This window comes from Alcaligenes sp. DN25, assembly GCF_023674485.1.
Classification (GTDB): Bacteria; Pseudomonadota; Gammaproteobacteria; order Burkholderiales; family Burkholderiaceae_B; genus Alcaligenes; species Alcaligenes phenolicus.
In genome coordinates, this window is the sequence record NZ_CP098408.1 from 2,391,918 (window position 1) to 2,406,775 (window position 14,858).

At 57.3% G+C, this 14,858-nt stretch carries 13 protein-coding genes; 9 read left to right on the forward strand and 4 right to left on the reverse strand.

All coding sequences use genetic code 11. The annotated features are described in order from the left end of the window. Nucleotides 1-6 precede the first annotated feature (6 nt). The 4 genes from NBV64_RS11195 to NBV64_RS11210 all read left to right on the forward strand — a co-directional run bounded on the left by NBV64_RS11195 (nt 7) and on the right by NBV64_RS11210 (nt 4,906). Nucleotides 7-696 carry a response regulator transcription factor gene (locus NBV64_RS11195; RefSeq protein ID WP_003799515.1) on the forward strand — a complete coding sequence of 230 codons (690 nt, stop codon included), beginning with the start codon at nt 7-9 and terminating at the stop codon, nt 694-696. A 10-nt stretch (nt 697-706) separates the two neighbouring features. After that, entirely contained in the window at nt 707-2,164 is a 1,458-nt protein-coding gene (locus tag NBV64_RS11200) for a sensor histidine kinase (RefSeq protein WP_250755816.1), read from the forward strand. Nucleotides 2,165-2,168: 4 nt separating this feature from the next. Next, nucleotides 2,169-3,842, forward strand: coding sequence for an MFS transporter (locus NBV64_RS11205; protein WP_035272847.1), 1,674 nt, complete (start codon nt 2,169-2,171; stop codon nt 3,840-3,842). 167 nt (nt 3,843-4,009) lie between these two features. Beyond that, entirely contained in the window at nt 4,010-4,906 is an 897-nt protein-coding gene (locus NBV64_RS11210) for a recombination-associated protein RdgC (RefSeq protein ID WP_009461768.1), read from the forward strand. Between the two features lie 36 nt (nt 4,907-4,942). Here the strand turns inward: NBV64_RS11210 and NBV64_RS11215 are convergent, their stop codons facing one another. Next, nucleotides 4,943-5,995: an AraC family transcriptional regulator gene (locus NBV64_RS11215; RefSeq protein ID WP_009461767.1), complete on the reverse strand. Its 1,053-nt coding sequence runs from the start codon at nt 5,993-5,995 to the stop codon at nt 4,943-4,945. Between the two features lie 114 nt (nt 5,996-6,109). Here NBV64_RS11215 and NBV64_RS11220 point away from each other — a divergent pair, with 114 nt between their 5' ends. The 5 genes from NBV64_RS11220 to NBV64_RS11240 all read left to right on the forward strand — a co-directional run bounded on the left by NBV64_RS11220 (nt 6,110) and on the right by NBV64_RS11240 (nt 12,090). Next, nucleotides 6,110-7,717 carry a long-chain-fatty-acid--CoA ligase gene (locus tag NBV64_RS11220; RefSeq protein WP_250755817.1) on the forward strand — a complete coding sequence of 536 codons (1,608 nt, stop codon included), beginning with the start codon at nt 6,110-6,112 and terminating at the stop codon, nt 7,715-7,717. A gap of 44 nt (nt 7,718-7,761) precedes the next feature. Next, the gene (locus tag NBV64_RS11225) at nt 7,762-8,556 is read left to right on the forward strand and encodes a crotonase/enoyl-CoA hydratase family protein (RefSeq protein WP_009461766.1); all 795 of its coding nucleotides are present in this window, start codon (nt 7,762-7,764) and stop codon (nt 8,554-8,556) included. 51 nt (nt 8,557-8,607) lie between these two features. After that, the gene (locus NBV64_RS11230) at nt 8,608-8,925 is read left to right on the forward strand and encodes a DUF485 domain-containing protein (protein ID WP_009461765.1); all 318 of its coding nucleotides are present in this window, start codon (nt 8,608-8,610) and stop codon (nt 8,923-8,925) included. After that, entirely contained in the window at nt 8,922-10,490 is a 1,569-nt protein-coding gene (gene actP, locus NBV64_RS11235) for a cation/acetate symporter ActP (RefSeq protein WP_250755818.1), read from the forward strand. The genes NBV64_RS11230 and actP overlap by 4 nt, the downstream gene beginning before the upstream one ends. A 79-nt stretch (nt 10,491-10,569) precedes the next feature. Continuing rightward, nucleotides 10,570-12,090, forward strand: coding sequence for a CoA-acylating methylmalonate-semialdehyde dehydrogenase (locus NBV64_RS11240; protein WP_021446512.1), 1,521 nt, complete (start codon nt 10,570-10,572; stop codon nt 12,088-12,090). 84 nt (nt 12,091-12,174) lie between these two features. Here the strand turns inward: NBV64_RS11240 and NBV64_RS11245 are convergent, their stop codons facing one another. The 3 genes from NBV64_RS11245 to NBV64_RS11255 all read right to left on the reverse strand — a co-directional run bounded on the left by NBV64_RS11245 (nt 12,175) and on the right by NBV64_RS11255 (nt 14,788). Then, nucleotides 12,175-13,470 carry an aspartate carbamoyltransferase gene (locus NBV64_RS11245; RefSeq protein ID WP_026483408.1) on the reverse strand — a complete coding sequence of 432 codons (1,296 nt, stop codon included), beginning with the start codon at nt 13,468-13,470 and terminating at the stop codon, nt 12,175-12,177. Between the two features lie 161 nt (nt 13,471-13,631). Next, on the reverse strand, nt 13,632-14,087 hold the full coding sequence (locus NBV64_RS11250; RefSeq protein WP_021446511.1) for a hypothetical protein: 456 nt from the start codon (nt 14,085-14,087) through the stop codon (nt 13,632-13,634). Nucleotides 14,088-14,200: 113 nt separating this feature from the next. Continuing rightward, on the reverse strand, nt 14,201-14,788 hold the full coding sequence (locus tag NBV64_RS11255; protein ID WP_009461761.1) for a hypothetical protein: 588 nt from the start codon (nt 14,786-14,788) through the stop codon (nt 14,201-14,203). Between the last annotated feature and the right edge of the window lie 70 nt (nt 14,789-14,858).

Below are 14,858 nucleotides of genomic sequence, written 5' to 3' on the forward strand. Positions count from 1 at the left end.
AGGGTCATGCGCATACTAATAGCTGAAGACGACAGTATTCTCGCGGATGGACTTTCTCGCTCCTTACGCTACGAAGGCTATGCGGTTGATGTCGTGCACGATGGCGATAGCGCCGACTCGGCCTTGCAGCTGCAAAGCTTTGACCTTCTGATCCTGGACCTGGACCTGCCCAAAAAGCCCGGCCTGTCGGTGCTGCAGTCAATCCGCCAACGCCAGGACACCCTCCCCGTTCTGATCCTGACTGCCAGCGATACGGTCGAACAGCGTGTGCGCGGTCTGGACCTGGGCGCGGACGACTATATGTCCAAACCCTTTGCCCTGACCGAACTGGAAGCCCGTGTACGCGCCCTGACGCGTCGCAGCACCGGCACCAGCAGCGCCTTGCTGCATCACAAACGACTAAGCTTCGACCTGAAAGGTCGCATGGCTTATATAGACAATCAGCCCCTGGAGCTGTCGGCGCGTGAAACCAGCTTGCTGGAGATTTTCCTGTCGCGCAGCGGCCGCATGATCAGCAAGAACCAGTTTGTGGATCTGCTCTGTGAGTGGGGTGAGGAAGTCACCCCTAACGCCATCGAGGTCTATATCCACCGCCTGCGCAAAAAACTGGAGCCTAGCGGCGTACGCATCCTGACCGTGCGTGGTCTGGGATACTGTCTGGAACCGGAAAAATTGCGAGAAGACGCTCCAGCCTAAAGGATCGTCCATGCAGCACGCTACGCCCCCAACCAGCAACAAGGCTGCGCCTGCCAAAGGCAAGCGTGTCGCACCACGCCCGCTCATTCACAAGATCATGATCTGGATTTTCGGGCCTTTGTTTTTGCTGTGGACGGTAGGCATTGTCATTACCTACTTCATCGCCCAGCACATTGCGAACTCCCCTTACGACCGCACCTTGCGCGATCACCTGGACTTGTTACGAGTGGAAATCAGCCATCAGGATCTGAGCCAGCCCATCCATTTATCGCACGGGGCACAGACAATTTTGCGTCAGGAAAGCCCGACCCCTACGCTATGGCAAATCCGCGATGCCAATGGCGAGCCACTGGCTGGCAACGCGAATTTGCCGGTTCCCGACAGTTGGGGGTATGACACCGACCTGCTGCGCTACCGGGACGTTATTCTGGACGATCAAAGCCTGCGGCTGGCCTATGTCTGGGGGGGCAAGGACAAAAACGACATGCCCTTTCTGGCGGTTGCTGCCGAAACCAATGAACATAGAGCGGTGCTACACAGAGAAATTCTGATCGGGATGCTGACACCACAATTCATTCTGGTACCGCTGGCGGCCATGCTGGCGGGCCTGGGGCTGACACATGGCCTGGAGCCGCTGAACCTGCTGCAAGCGCGCTTGCGTGCTCGTGCTCCCGGTGATTTATCGCCGGTAGATCAAGAGCAGGCACCTGCCGAAATTGTGCCGCTGATTGATGCCATGAATGGACTCCTGGCCCAGCAGGCACAATTTTCAGCCACCCAAAGGCAGTTTGTGGCCAATGCGGCCCACCAGTTGAAAACGCCGCTGGCGGGGATACGCACCCAAGCCGAACTGGCCCTGCGCGAGCGCGACCCCAGGCAGACCGAAGCCAGCTTGCAACAACTGGTACGCGGCATCGACCGGGCCACGCGCCTGGTCACCCAAATGTTGGCCTTGGCCCGTGCCGAAAGCAGCGATGTCCTGTACGCCCCTACCAAACAAACCCTGGACCTGAATACGCTGACTGAATTGCATGTAGGCCAGCGTGTGCCCGATGCCTTGAAACTGGGGCTGGATCTGGGGCTGGAAAACACTGCCAAGGCTATCCTCTTGCAAGCGGATCCGGTCCTGCTCGATGAGCTGATCAACAATTTGCTGGATAACGCCCTGATCTACACCCCTGCTGGCGGCTGGATCACCATGCGTACCGGCCAGACTCAAGGCAAGGGCTGGTTGGAAATCGAGGACAACGGCCCCGGCATTCCCACGGAACATAAAGCACGAATTTTTGATCGTTTTTATCGCATCATGGGCAACCAGGCAGACGGTAGTGGCCTGGGGCTGGCCATTGTGCGGGAGATTGCCGACATTCACGGCGCCTCCATCGACTTCATGCCACTGACTGGGGGCCAGGAAAGCGGCCTGCGCTTACGCGTCAGTTTCCCACTGTCTTTGCCTTGGAGAGCCTGAGCACATGCCCCAGACAATCACCAGTGCAACCTTCCCGAAAGCCAAGAATAAGCTGGACACCCAGGGTCGCAAAGTTATTTTTGCCTCCGCCCTGGGCACCATGTTCGAGTGGTACGACTTCTATCTGTACGGCTCCATGGCCGCCATTCTGGCGCAACACTTCTTTTCCGCCGTTAATCCGACAGCCGGCTTTATCTTTGCCTTGTTGGCCTTTGCCGCCGGTTTTGCCGTACGCCCCTTTGGAGCCTTGCTCTTTGGTCGTATTGGCGACCGCGTGGGCCGCAAGTACACCTTTCTGATCACCATCTTGCTGATGGGACTGTCCACCTTTTTGGTCGGCGTACTACCGAGCTATGAAGCCATCGGGATTGCCGCCCCCATCATGCTGATCGTCCTGCGTCTGCTGCAAGGCCTGGCCATGGGTGGCGAATACGGCGGTGCCGCCACCTATGTGGCTGAGTACGCGCCCCAGCACCGTCGCGGTTTTTACACCAGCTGGATTCAGACCACCGCATCCGTGGGTTTGCTGCTGTCCCTGCTGGTCATCATGGGCATACGCAGTCTGGTCGGGGAAGAAGCATTTGTGGTTTGGGGCTGGCGCATTCCCTTTCTGATTTCCGTGCTGCTGCTGGCGATTTCCGTCTGGATACGGATGAACCTGAAAGAGTCACCTGCCTTCCAGCACATCAAGGAAGAAGGCACGCTGTCGACCTCGCCCATTACCGAATCCTTCGGGCGCTGGGCGAATCTGCGCATCGCCTTGCTGGCACTGTTCGGCCTGACGGCCGGCCAAGGCGTGGTCTGGTACACGGGGCAGTTCTACGCCTTGTTCTTCATCACCCAAATGCTGGGTTTGCATGCCACCTTGGCGCAAACCTTGATGGTAATTTCACTGCTACTGGCCACCCCGCTATTTATCTTTTTTGGCTGGCTGTCGGATCAAATCGGGCGCAAGCCCATCATCCTGACGGGCTGTTTGCTGGCCGCCCTGACCTACTACCCGGTCTTCCAGGGCCTGGCCTATTTTGCCAACCCCGCTTTGGTCCAGGCGCAGCGCAACGCGCCCGTCACTGTTATTACCGACCCGGCCAGTTGCTCCTTCCAGTTCAATCCGGTGGGCAGCCACACCTTCACCAGCTCTTGCGATATCGTGAAGTCCTACATGGCCAGCCACGCGGTCAGCTACAACAACGTCAAGGGTTCACCCGGTCAGGTGGCCCAGGTACGCATTGGCGATCATGTGATCGATGGTTTTGAAGGCGGACATCTGAGCCGCGCCGATTTTGCCCGTCACTCGCAAGAGTTGCGCAATGAGTTGACTCAGACCATGCGCCAGTACGGCTACCCGGACGGCGCAGACCCGGAGCAGATCAATAAAGTGATGCTGGTGGTTCTGCTGACCTATCTGGTGGGGCTGGTAACCGCGGTCTACGGCCCCATTGCGGCCATGCTGGTGGAGATGTTCCCGATCCGCATCCGCTACACCTCCATGAGCCTGCCTTATCACATTGGCAATGGCTGGTTCGGGGGTTTTTTGCCCACCCTGTCCTTTGCCATGATTGCCGTCACTGGCAATATTTACGATGGTTTGTGGTACCCGATTCTGATCTGTCTGGTGACGGTTGCGATTGGTGCGCCCTTTGTGCGGGAAACCCGCCATAACGACATCAATCGTTAGCCAGTCCAGGCAAAAAACGCGTTGCACCGGCCATTTCCCGCGCTCTGTCAAGCAAATGCAAGGGTCCGTAAATGGCGGGGCGGCACAGGAAGATCTGCGCGTACAATCGAACATTGCCTCGGGCTTTACGCCCGCCCTTTTTCTTCTGTTTATTTATCTTCGTATCCATGTGGTTTAAGAATCTACGCATCTATCGCCTCTCCCCCGACTGGGTATGTTCCGCCGAAGAGCTGGAAGAAGCCCTTTCCAAACACAGCTTCACCCCTGGTTCCAGCCAGGAACCGCTAAGCCTGGGCTGGGTCAGCCCACGCGAGAACAGTGCTCTGGTGCACGAAGTTAACGGTCAGTACCTGATCGCTCTGCGCGCCGAAAAGAAGCTGCTGCCCACCACAGTGATCAACCAAGTCGCTCGTGAGAAGGCTCGTGATATCGAAGAGCAGCAAGGCTACAAACCTGGCCGCAAGCAAATGAAGGAAATCAAGGAACAAGTCATTGTGGACTTGATGCCTCGTGCCTTCGCCGTCTCGCGCGACACCCGCGTCTGGCTGGATACCCGCAACCACTGGCTGGCTATTGATGCCGCGGCTACCGCCAAGAGCGACGAAGTTCTGGGCCTGCTGGCCAAGAGCGTGGAACCTTTCCCCGTGCAGCCTCTGTATACCGAGCAATCACCCGGTGCCGCCATGACCTCCTGGCTGGTGGACGAAGAGCAACTGGCCAACTTTACTGTGGACCAGGACACGGAACTGCGCTCCACCGGCGATAGCGGTGCCGCCGTGCGCTACGTAAAGCAAAGCGCCGACATTGACGAAGTGCGCAAGCACGTTGAAGCCGGCAAGCAATGCACCCGTTTGGCCATGACCTGGGCGGATCGCATCAGCTTTGTGCTGACCGATGCGCTGGACGTCAAACGCGTGGCCCCACTGGACATCCTGACTGAAAAACAAGATGTGACGGCCGTCAACGATGACGAAATCTTTGACGCTGACATGACCTTGATGACCTCCGAGCTGGCCAAGATGATCAGCGATCTGGTCGAAGTCCTGGGCGGCGAACGCAAGTAAACCCGGACCACACAGCCCGCTTGGCTGAACCGCCCTTCAGGCCAGCTCCTGCTGGGCGGCGCGATACACACCGGGCGTCATGCCCGTCCAATGGCGGAAAGCCCGGTGAAATGTCGCTGGCGAACTGAACTTCAATGCGTAAGCAATTTCAGCCAGCGACATATCTTTGCGCAGCAATTTGAAAATCGCCAAATCTCGGCGCAGCTCATCCTTGATCCCCTGAAACGACAGGCCTTCATCTTGCAGCCTGCGTATCAGCGTGCGCGCCGACATATGCAATTTGCCGGACACATCCTGCAAGGTGTAGCCTAGGTCGGTATGCAAGATTTCCCGCACTTTGAGGCGCAAGGCATGCTCGTGATAGGAGGTAAAAATCCAGTCACGCGGCGCACGCTCCAGAAAGGCTCTGGCCTCAACCTGAGTGCGTTGTGGCCGTACCTGCCCCAACTCCACGCCAAACAAGATATGCGAGCACGGCGCATCAAAACTGACTGAAGCGGGAAACAGCACCGAATAGTCCGCCGCAAAAGCCGGTCTGGGAAATGCAAAGGCCACTTGCTGCACCGGCACCTCGCGCCCCATCAGCCAGGACACAATACCGTGCGTCAGCTTCAGCATCAGTGCATGGCCGAAACGATGCACATAGGCGGTGGGATAACGCGGCACCAGCTCAATGCCCAACTCTTTATCCGTGCGTATCAGATTCAGGCTGAAATCATCCAGCAGCAGATTCCAGAACTGGGTGAAACGGTACAAGGCCACATTGATGGATGGCGCGTCCCGCACGGTGCGCACAATGTATTTCAAGGCCCCGGCGCGTATGGGCCGAGTCCAGAAACCCATCATCTCATCGCCCGTTTTCCTGGCGCTTTCCTGATACAGGCGCACCAGTTGATCACGCGTCAAACGAGCGCCGGGCCGATCAATAAAATCTTTCACGATGCCCGCCTGCTTCAGGCAATGATCCAGCACATGTTCGGAATAGCTGGTGCGCAGGCTATGAAACCAGTCCTGAACCAGATCCAGCGCCACGGTGGCCGTATGGGCTGCATCAACGGGCACCGGGAGCGTGCCGGGCAAAGCATTCATTTCCTATGACCTCTCAAAGATTGTCACTTTTTGCATATTCGACGTCAGTATTCGCTATTGGGTAAGGTGCTAAACCATCCTATGCTGACACACATAATACAAGGAGACATCACCATGTTAGGCACTGGAAATATGATGCATATGCCCTTGCTCATCAGTTCAATTCTCACCCACGCCGTAGAGAATAACCCTGAGCAGGAGATTGTTACCGCTTTGGATAATGGCGAGCTTCATCGCTACAGCTATCTTGAATTTGCCCACCGGGTTCAGGATCTGGCTCTGGGACTGCGCCGAGAAGGCCTGCAGCCCGGCGAACGCGTGGCAACTTTGGCATGGAACACCTACCGCCATCTGGAAATTTACTACGCCACTTCGGGCATCGGTCTGATCTGTCACACCGTGAACCCGCGTCTGACGCGCGAGCAAATTGCCTTCATCATCAATGATGCTCAAGACACGGTGATGTTCTACGACGAACATTTTGAAGAAATGGTCAGCTATCTGCGCGGCCAATGCCCCACCGTCAAGCAGTGGGTACGCATGGGCAGCCAGGCTCAGGGCCCCTTGGCCGATGAATACGAAAGCTGGCTGGGCAATGACAGCACGGGCTTTGAGTGGCCTGTGTTTGATGAAAATACTGCCAGCGGCCTGTGCTACACCTCCGGCACAACGGGTGATCCCAAAGGTGCCCTGTACACCCATCGCTCCACCCTCTTGCATGCCTACGCCTCGGCCCACCCGAACGCACTGTGCATTGCCAGCGCTGACGCCGTCATGCCTTTGGTCCCCATGTTTCACGTCAATGCCTGGGGCCTGCCTTACTCCGGCCTGATGTCCGGAGCCAAAATTGTTCTGCCCGGTGCAAATTTGCAGGGAGAGCGCATTTACTCCCTCTGCGAACGCGCTGGCGTCACCTTGTCCGCCGGTGTACCCACCATCTGGAAAACCGTGCTGGACTATGCCAAAGCCAATGGCAAGCAATTCACTACCCTGAGCCGCATCCTGATCGGCGGTTCCGCTTGCCCACCCAACATGATTGCCGCCTGGGCGGGCTACGGCATTACCGTGCGCCACGCCTGGGGCATGACGGAGACCTCGCCGCTGGGCACTGTTTGCCAATTGCTACCCAAACACAGCGATCTGCCCGAAGCCCAGAAGCAGCACGTGCTGGCCTCGCAAGGCCGTGCCCTGTTCGGCGCACGCCTGAAAACTGTTGACGACGAAGGCAATACCTTGCCACGCGACGGCAAGAGCAGTGGCCACCTGCTGATCCAGGGCAACTGGATCTTGGACCGCTATTACGGCAAACCCGATCTGGCCAGTGAAAACGGCTGGTTCCGCACGGGCGACGTAGGCTCCATCGACGCCGATGGCTACGTCTACATTACCGACCGCAGCAAGGATGTAATCAAGTCCGGTGGCGAATGGATCTCCTCGATCGAGATTGAGAACATCGCCATGGAAGAGCCTTTGGTTGAGCTGGCTGCCTGCATCGCCCAGGCCGACGACAAATGGGGCGAACGCCCCGTGCTGTTCGTGGTGCCACGCGAAGGCGCTGAGCTGGACGAGGCCCACATGCTGGAGCGCTATCAGGATCGCGTCACCCGCTGGTCCGTACCCGACAAAGTAATTTTCATCGACCAGATGCCGATGACGGCAACTGGAAAGATTCAAAAAATGGCACTGCGCAAAATGCTGGCGGATCAAACCGACCCCAGCTGATTTGCACCACTGCCCTCGCATTTACGTAACACAAGGAGTTTTTTATGGCCGCCCCTTTCCTGCTCACCACCGAGTTGGACAACATCGGAATTGTCACGCTGAACAAGGCGCACAAGCGCAACGCCCTGGATGAAGATGCCATTGCTGAAATTGATGCGTACTTCTCCAATATTCCCGAGCACATCCGGGTCATTCTGATGAAGGCAGAAGGCGACCATTTCTGCGCGGGCCTGGATCTGAAAGAACACCATGACAAGGAACGCGGCGCCGTGGATTTTCTGCGCGTCTGCCAAAGCTGGCACCGTGCTTTTGACAAGATCGAACACGGCGGCATCCCCGTCATTGCCTGCCTGCAAGGCGCGGTCGTGGGTGGGGGCCTGGAACTGGCTAGCGCAGCGCACATTCGCGTGGCCGACAGCAGCACCTTCTTTGCCCTGCCTGAAGGTACACGCGGCATCTTTACCGGCGGTGGCGCGACCGTTCGCACCGCAAAAATCATTTCTCCCAACCGCATGATCGAACTGATGCTGACAGGCCGCGTGCTCGATGCCGTGGAAGGAGAGCGACTGGGGCTGGCGCACTACGTGTGCAACAACGAAGCCAACCCCAAAACAGCCTATGAGCTGAGCCTGGAACTGGCCCAGCGCATTGCAGGCAATGCCATCTTGTCGAACTACGCCATTGTCAGCTCGATCAGCCGCATTGCCGATATGTCTGCCACCGATGGCCTCTTTGCCGAGGGCTTGATGGCAGCAGTAGTTCAAACCGGGCGGGACGTGCAGGAACGCTTGGGGGAGTTTGTTAATAAGAAAGCTCATAAAGTGAAGCCGACCAAATAATATCGGCCAGGCGGACATGGGCAGTAATCACAACAATACGGAGACAAAACCATGCTGTCGCATCAAGAGTTAAGCCGGCAACTAGCCGGGCTACAGGAATATGAGCAACTCAAGTCGCAGCGTCGGCGTCTGGCATTTGCCTGCGCCGGCATCTGCCTGGGGCTGACCGGCCTGTTTATCGTGACGGCCATTTTTTGGCCCGGCGTTCTAACCCATGACCTGGGCAGTGGAGGAGCTGTCAACAGCGGCATGGTGTACGGGGTAGGACTGATTCTTGTGTCCTGGTTATTAACAGGCGTGTATATCCACGTCGCCAACACGCGCTTTGATCCGCTTTGCGAACGTGTACTGGCAAAGGTGCGCCCATGAATACACAAGCGATTCTGATTTTTGCCGCCTTTGTGGTCGTGACCCTGGGCATCACCTACTGGGCCTCGTCGCGCACTCGTTCCAGCTCGGACTTTTACACCGCCGGGGGTGGCATTACCGGCACGCAAAATGGGCTGGCCATTGTGGGTGACTACATGTCCGCCGCCACCTTGCTGGGTATTTCGTCCCTGGCCTTTACCAACGGCTTTGACTCGCTGTTGTATGCGGTCTGCGCCTTCATGGGCTGGCCGGTCATCATGTTTCTGATTGCCGAGCGCTTGCGCAATCTGGGCCGCTACACCCTGAGCGACATCGTCTCGTACCGCCTGGATGAACGCAGCACTCGCATCTTTACCGCGATCAGCTCGCTGACCGTGGTGCTGTTCTACCTGATCGTGCAAATGGTCGGCGCAGGACAACTGGTGCAACTGCTGTTTGGCATCGACTACACCTATGCCGTGGTGGCCGTGGGCTTGCTCATGATGGTGTACGTCGTGGTGGGTGGCATGGTGGCAACCACCTGGGTACAAATCATCAAGGCTATCTTGATGATGGGTAATGGCTTCTTGATGGCTGGCCTGGCCCTGTACTACTTCAACTTCGACTTTTCCGCCCTGGTCAGTGCGGCGGCCGAACACCACCAGGCTGGCGCGGCCATGAAAGGCCCCTGGAAGCTGATGGCTGATCCGTTCTCGGGCCTGTCTCTGGCGGTGTCACTGGTGTTTGGTATTGCCGGTCTGCCTCACATCATGATGCGTTTCTTCACCGTGCCTGATGCACGCGCTGCCCGTAAATCGGTCTTCGTCGCAACGGGTTTGATGGGCGTCTTCTTTGTGGTGATCTGCTTCCTGGGTCTGGCTGCCATGGCCATCCTGCCCAACTACCCCGAGTTCTATGTGGACGGCAAGGTAGGCGGCATGGTGCTGGGCGGCTCGAACATGCCCATCATGCACCTGGCAACGGCTTTGGGTGGCAACCTGCTGTTTGGTTTGCTGGCCGCCGTGTCCTTTGCCACGATTCTGGCCGTGGTCAGTGGTTTGACCCTGGCCGGTGCCTCGGCAGTTGCACATGACCTGTACGCCAAAGTCATCCGCCGCGACGATGTCACACCCTCGCAAGCCATGCGCGTCAACCGTCTGGCCTCGATCGGCATTGGCATTGTCGCTATTTTCCTGGGCCTGCTGTTCCGTGACCAGAACGTGGCGTTCCTGGTTGCCCTGGCCTTCAGTATTGCCGCCTCGGCCAACTTCCCGGTCTTGCTGATGTCCATGTACTGGCGCGGCATGACCACTCGTGGTGCCATTTATGGCGGTTTGAGCGGCCTGCTTGTGGCCCTGGGCCTGGTGATTCTGTCGCCAGCCGTCTGGGTCCGCATTCTGGGCTTTTCCGAAGCCGTATTCCCTTACGACTTCCCCACCCTGATTTCCATGCCTTTGGCATTCTTCATGATTTACTTTGTATCGAAACTGGACAGCAGCAGCCGCGCCAGCGAAGACCGGGATGGCTTTGACGCCCAACAGGTCCGCGCTGAAACTGCAGTCGGTATTGCTGCTGTCTCTCACTAGATACTTGGTACTCTGGCGGTAGCCCAGCCCGATCGGGTTACCGCCCCTTGTTTTAATTCATCCCAGCAGGAGCATCACCATGACAGAGTTAAACACCCCCGAAATTGCTCACTACATCGGAGGTGGCCAGCAGGCTGGCGCCGGTACACGTACTCAACCGGTGTACAACCCGGCCACCGGCCAGGTCAGCGCCAAAGTCAAACTGGGTAGCCAGCAAGATATTGACGCCGCTGTGGCCAGCGCCCAGGCCGCTTTCCCCGCCTGGGCCGACACCCCACCGCTACGCCGCGCCCGTGTGCTGTTCAACTTTTTATCCTTGCTCAACGAGAACAAGGAAAAGCTGGCAGCCATGATTACGGCCGAGCATGGCAAAGTTCTGTCCGATGCAATGGGCGAAGTCACCCGCGGTATTGAAATTGTGGAATTTGCTTGCGGCATTCCTCAACTGCTCAAAGGCGATTTCACCGAACAAGTCAGCACCAATATCGACAACTGGACCATGCGCCAGCCCTTGGGTGTGGTGGCCGGTATCACCCCGTTCAACTTTCCTGTCATGGTGCCCATGTGGATGTTCCCCGTTGCCATCGCGGCGGGTAACACCTTTGTGCTCAAGCCCAGCCCTATCGACCCCAGCCCCAGCCTGTTCATTGCCGAACTGCTGAAACAAGCCGGTCTGCCCGATGGCGTGTTCAACGTGGTGCAAGGTGATAAAGACGCGGTTGAGGCACTGGTCAATCACCAGGACGTGCAAGCCGTCTCCTTCGTGGGCTCCACCCCGATTGCCAACCGCATTTATGAAATGGGCGCCATCGGCGGCAAACGCGTGCAAGCCCTGGGCGGTGCCAAGAACCATCTGGTCGTCATGCCGGATGCCGACATCGACCTGACCGTGGACGCCCTGATCGGTGCCGCCTACGGCTCGGCTGGCGAGCGTTGCATGGCCATCTCGGTAGCCGTGCTGGTGGGTGACTCTGCTGATCGCATCCTGCCCAAGCTGGAAGAACGTACTCGCAGCCTGAAGATTCTGAATGGCACCAATGCCGCCGCCGAAATGGGCCCCATCGTGACACAGCAAGCGCGCGAGCGCATCAGCAGCTGCATAGACAAAGGTGTACAGGAAGGCGCCAAACTGTTGGTCGACGGTCGCGAATTTGACGGCGCCAAAGCCGGTGAAGGTTGCGAGAACGGCTTCTGGATGGGTGGCACCCTGTTCGATCACGTCACCCCCGACATGAGCGTGTATCAGGAAGAAATTTTCGGCCCTGTGCTGTGCTGCGTACGCGTACCGGATCTGGCCAGTGCCATTGAACTGATCAACAAGCACCAGTTCGGCAACGGCGTAGCGTGCTTTACCAGCGACGGCAACGTGGCCCGTGAATTTGGCCGCCGCATCCACGTGGGTATGGTTGGTATCAACGTGCCAATTCCAGTGCCAATGGCCTGGCACGGTTTTGGTGGCTGGAAGAAGAGCCTGTTTGGCGATATGCACGCTTATGGTGAAGAAGGTGTCCGCTTTTACACCCGCCAGAAATCCATCATGCAGCGCTGGCCTGAAAGCATCTCCAAGGGTGCGGAATTCGCCATGCCTACGTCCAAGTAAATCACGAACAAAAAACCGGGGCTCTGAATCAGAGCCCCGGTTTTTTTAATGCTTGCGTGTACTTAGCGCTGACACCTGCTCAACTTAGTACATGCCGTGGAAAACCGCATCATCAGGACCGATGTGCGAAGGAGGATTCCAGGTCACATCGCGCATGGAATGCTGCACCAGCGTTTCCACACCCAGCAGCACAGCAAAAATCGCCATACGCACGGGAATACCATTGTCAGCCTGACGGAAGATGGCCAGTCGAGGGTCGTGGTTCAGATCCACGCTCAAATCATGGGCACCTTCACGGCTATCGCGTGGCAGTGGGTGCATCACGATTACATCGGGGCCGCAGCAGCGGTCAATAATGGCTTTATTGACCTGGAAGTCGGCCGTGAAGCTGCCGTCCTGCCCTTCTTCGAAGCGCTCTTTCTGCACACGCGTAGCGTAAATAACATCCACACCAGGCAAGCCCTTTTCCAGGGACGTCGTCTGCTCGATGACGTGCTTACCTTGCTTGGCCACCTGCTCCACAATGTGCTCGGGCATTTCCAGGCCGGGGGGCGAGATCAGGGTGAACTTCAGGCCACGGTACATACCCAGCAACTTGATCAGGGAGTGCACGGTACGGCCATATTTCAGATCCCCTACCAGGGCGATATGTGCGCCATCCAGCAACTTGCCCAGGCGGGAGAACTCCGTGCTGATGGTGTACAGATCCAGCAAGGCCTGGCTGGGGTGTTCGCCCGCGCCGTCACCACCGTTCACCACAGGAATATTGGTGGCACGCGCAAATTCCGCGACCGAACCTTGCTCAGGGTGACGAATCACCATGGCATCCACATAGCCGCTCATGACGCGGCTGGTGTCGTAAATGGATTCGCCTTTGGCCATGGAAGAAAAGGTAAAGCCAGTGGTATCGCACACCGAACCACCCAGGCGGCAGAAGGCCGAGCCGAAGCTGACGCGAGTACGGGTGGAGGCTTCAAAAAACAGGTTACCCAGCACCGCCCCTTCCAGCACGCGCGACACTTTTTGACGGCGGGCGATGGGCTGCATGATATCGGCCAGGCTGCACAGTTCTTCCACGGTTTCGCGGGTGAACTGGTCTACGGACAAGAGCTGATGCTTGCCGCCGGTGGCAATACGGTCACGCAAAGGACCGGACTGTGCGCTTTGCGCATACTTGCTCAGCAAGGCTTCGTTTTCCACGATTTCCGTGACAAAACGCTGCACCACTTCGGGCATGGCCCGCGACTCCAAAGAGCCTTCAGGCAGCAGCCAGGTATCCAGTGCACGACGCTTCACCCCAATACGTGCCGCAAAAACGTCACGAGTCAGGTTCAGGCGACGCATTGCATCACGCAAAAAAACTTGTTGGGAGACGGCCATATTAGCTCTCGCTTATGAAATATACGCAATGCGCACATTTTAAGACTGCGGCTGATAAAAAAGCGAGCAAGAATTGAGACTATTGCAGAAAATACAACGACACTCTACGCAGCAGGCTTGAAACGCTGCTGTCTGAACGTAGCGTTCAAATGGAAGGCAAGCTAAGGATGTTGCCGATAAGGCATAGTGTAGGGCTGGGCTTCGTCATTATTGGGAACGACAAAACCGTCGTAATCTTGCTGGCCGGAGGTAAGCCACTCGCTATGCTGATAGGCAAAATCGGCCAGGCCCAAGGTACCCCATACGCCAATTACAAAAAGAGCCAGGCTCAAGGCCAGAAAGAAGGCCGAACAGAAACCGGGTATCCAGGCCCAGCGTCGCCCTGCTTTGGAGCTGTGCCACGCCAGGGTCCAGTGACTCCAGCACAAGGCCAGAAACGCCGAAACCAGCCCCATCAGAAAAACGAACAAGGGCAGGCGCAAAAAAGCGGGGACGAAAACAGATCCAATCGCTCCAGTGCCCATCAGCATGATGAACAGCAGCGCAGCCCCATGCAGGCAGACCAGAACCCGAAAAGAAAGAATATAAAAAGCGAGACTGCCTGGCGGGGTCACCATACCGACTTTCCTGTTAGTAACAAGAGCGGCGGGTTTGCACCCACCGCGTTTTTCAAAAAGCCGGGCATGGGTGAACCCAGGACCAGGACAGCATTCAGACGAGCCAGCAGCGCTTACTTCTTACCGTTGGTCTGGGTAGCCTGTGGACCGGCAATCGCGCGGGCAGCAGCCAAAGCGTTAGCTTCCGTACCGACCATGAAAATCAGGCGACCATCTTTAACGGGCGAACCGTAAGCAGGGGCAGCCAGCATGGTGTCACCCACGACCAAAGCCAGACGCTTTTTGGGGAACTGAGTGGTAACTTGCAGCAGACGCTGAGCAGCCTCTGGAGTCAGATCCAAAGCCAGCAAACCTTCTTTGCTGTCGTTGGTGCCGGCTTGCACGCCAACCAGATCCTCACGCACCACCACGGCACGCGGATTCACAAACAAGACACCATTAGGTTGCACGTCGACACGTGCCCAACCCGCTTGTTCCTGAGTATCAGCCAGGAAGATCTGTACAGGCGCAGCTTGCTGCTCGGCACCAGCTTGAGCCTGAGGCTGCTGAGCACCCGTCGCAGGCGTGGAGGGAGTGGTTTGCGTTGCGGCGCTGGAGGTGCCAGCCTTGTCGCTCGGCTTTTCTTGAACGGTTTGACAAGCGGCCAAGGCGACCAGGCCAACAGGAGCCAAAATTCGAGCGAGTGTGCGTAAAGTCATCATAGTGAAGTTCCCCCCTCTCTTTACGAAGAATCAATAAGGATAGCAGTGTATCAGTCATGTAAAAGCGCAA

Bases quoted from the DNA above. Each gene is read 5' to 3' on its own strand.
- actP (WP_250755818.1), top strand. From the start codon at position 8,922: ATGAATACACAAGCGATTCTGATTTTTGCCGCCTTTGTGGTCGTGACC.
- NBV64_RS11210 (WP_009461768.1), top strand. From the start codon at position 4,010: ATGTGGTTTAAGAATCTACGCATCTATCGCCTCTCCCCCGACTGGGTA.
- NBV64_RS11250 (WP_021446511.1), bottom strand. From the start codon at position 14,087: ATGGTGACCCCGCCAGGCAGTCTCGCTTTTTATATTCTTTCTTTTCGG.
- NBV64_RS11215 (WP_009461767.1), bottom strand. From the start codon at position 5,995: ATGAATGCTTTGCCCGGCACGCTCCCGGTGCCCGTTGATGCAGCCCAT.
- NBV64_RS11255 (WP_009461761.1), bottom strand. From the start codon at position 14,788: ATGATGACTTTACGCACACTCGCTCGAATTTTGGCTCCTGTTGGCCTG.
- NBV64_RS11205 (WP_035272847.1), top strand. From the start codon at position 2,169: ATGCCCCAGACAATCACCAGTGCAACCTTCCCGAAAGCCAAGAATAAG.
- NBV64_RS11195 (WP_003799515.1), top strand. From the start codon at position 7: ATGCGCATACTAATAGCTGAAGACGACAGTATTCTCGCGGATGGACTT.
- NBV64_RS11225 (WP_009461766.1), top strand. From the start codon at position 7,762: ATGGCCGCCCCTTTCCTGCTCACCACCGAGTTGGACAACATCGGAATT.
- NBV64_RS11200 (WP_250755816.1), top strand. From the start codon at position 707: ATGCAGCACGCTACGCCCCCAACCAGCAACAAGGCTGCGCCTGCCAAA.
- NBV64_RS11240 (WP_021446512.1), top strand. From the start codon at position 10,570: ATGACAGAGTTAAACACCCCCGAAATTGCTCACTACATCGGAGGTGGC.
- NBV64_RS11220 (WP_250755817.1), top strand. From the start codon at position 6,110: ATGTTAGGCACTGGAAATATGATGCATATGCCCTTGCTCATCAGTTCA.
- NBV64_RS11245 (WP_026483408.1), bottom strand. From the start codon at position 13,470: ATGGCCGTCTCCCAACAAGTTTTTTTGCGTGATGCAATGCGTCGCCTG.
- NBV64_RS11230 (WP_009461765.1), top strand. From the start codon at position 8,608: ATGCTGTCGCATCAAGAGTTAAGCCGGCAACTAGCCGGGCTACAGGAA.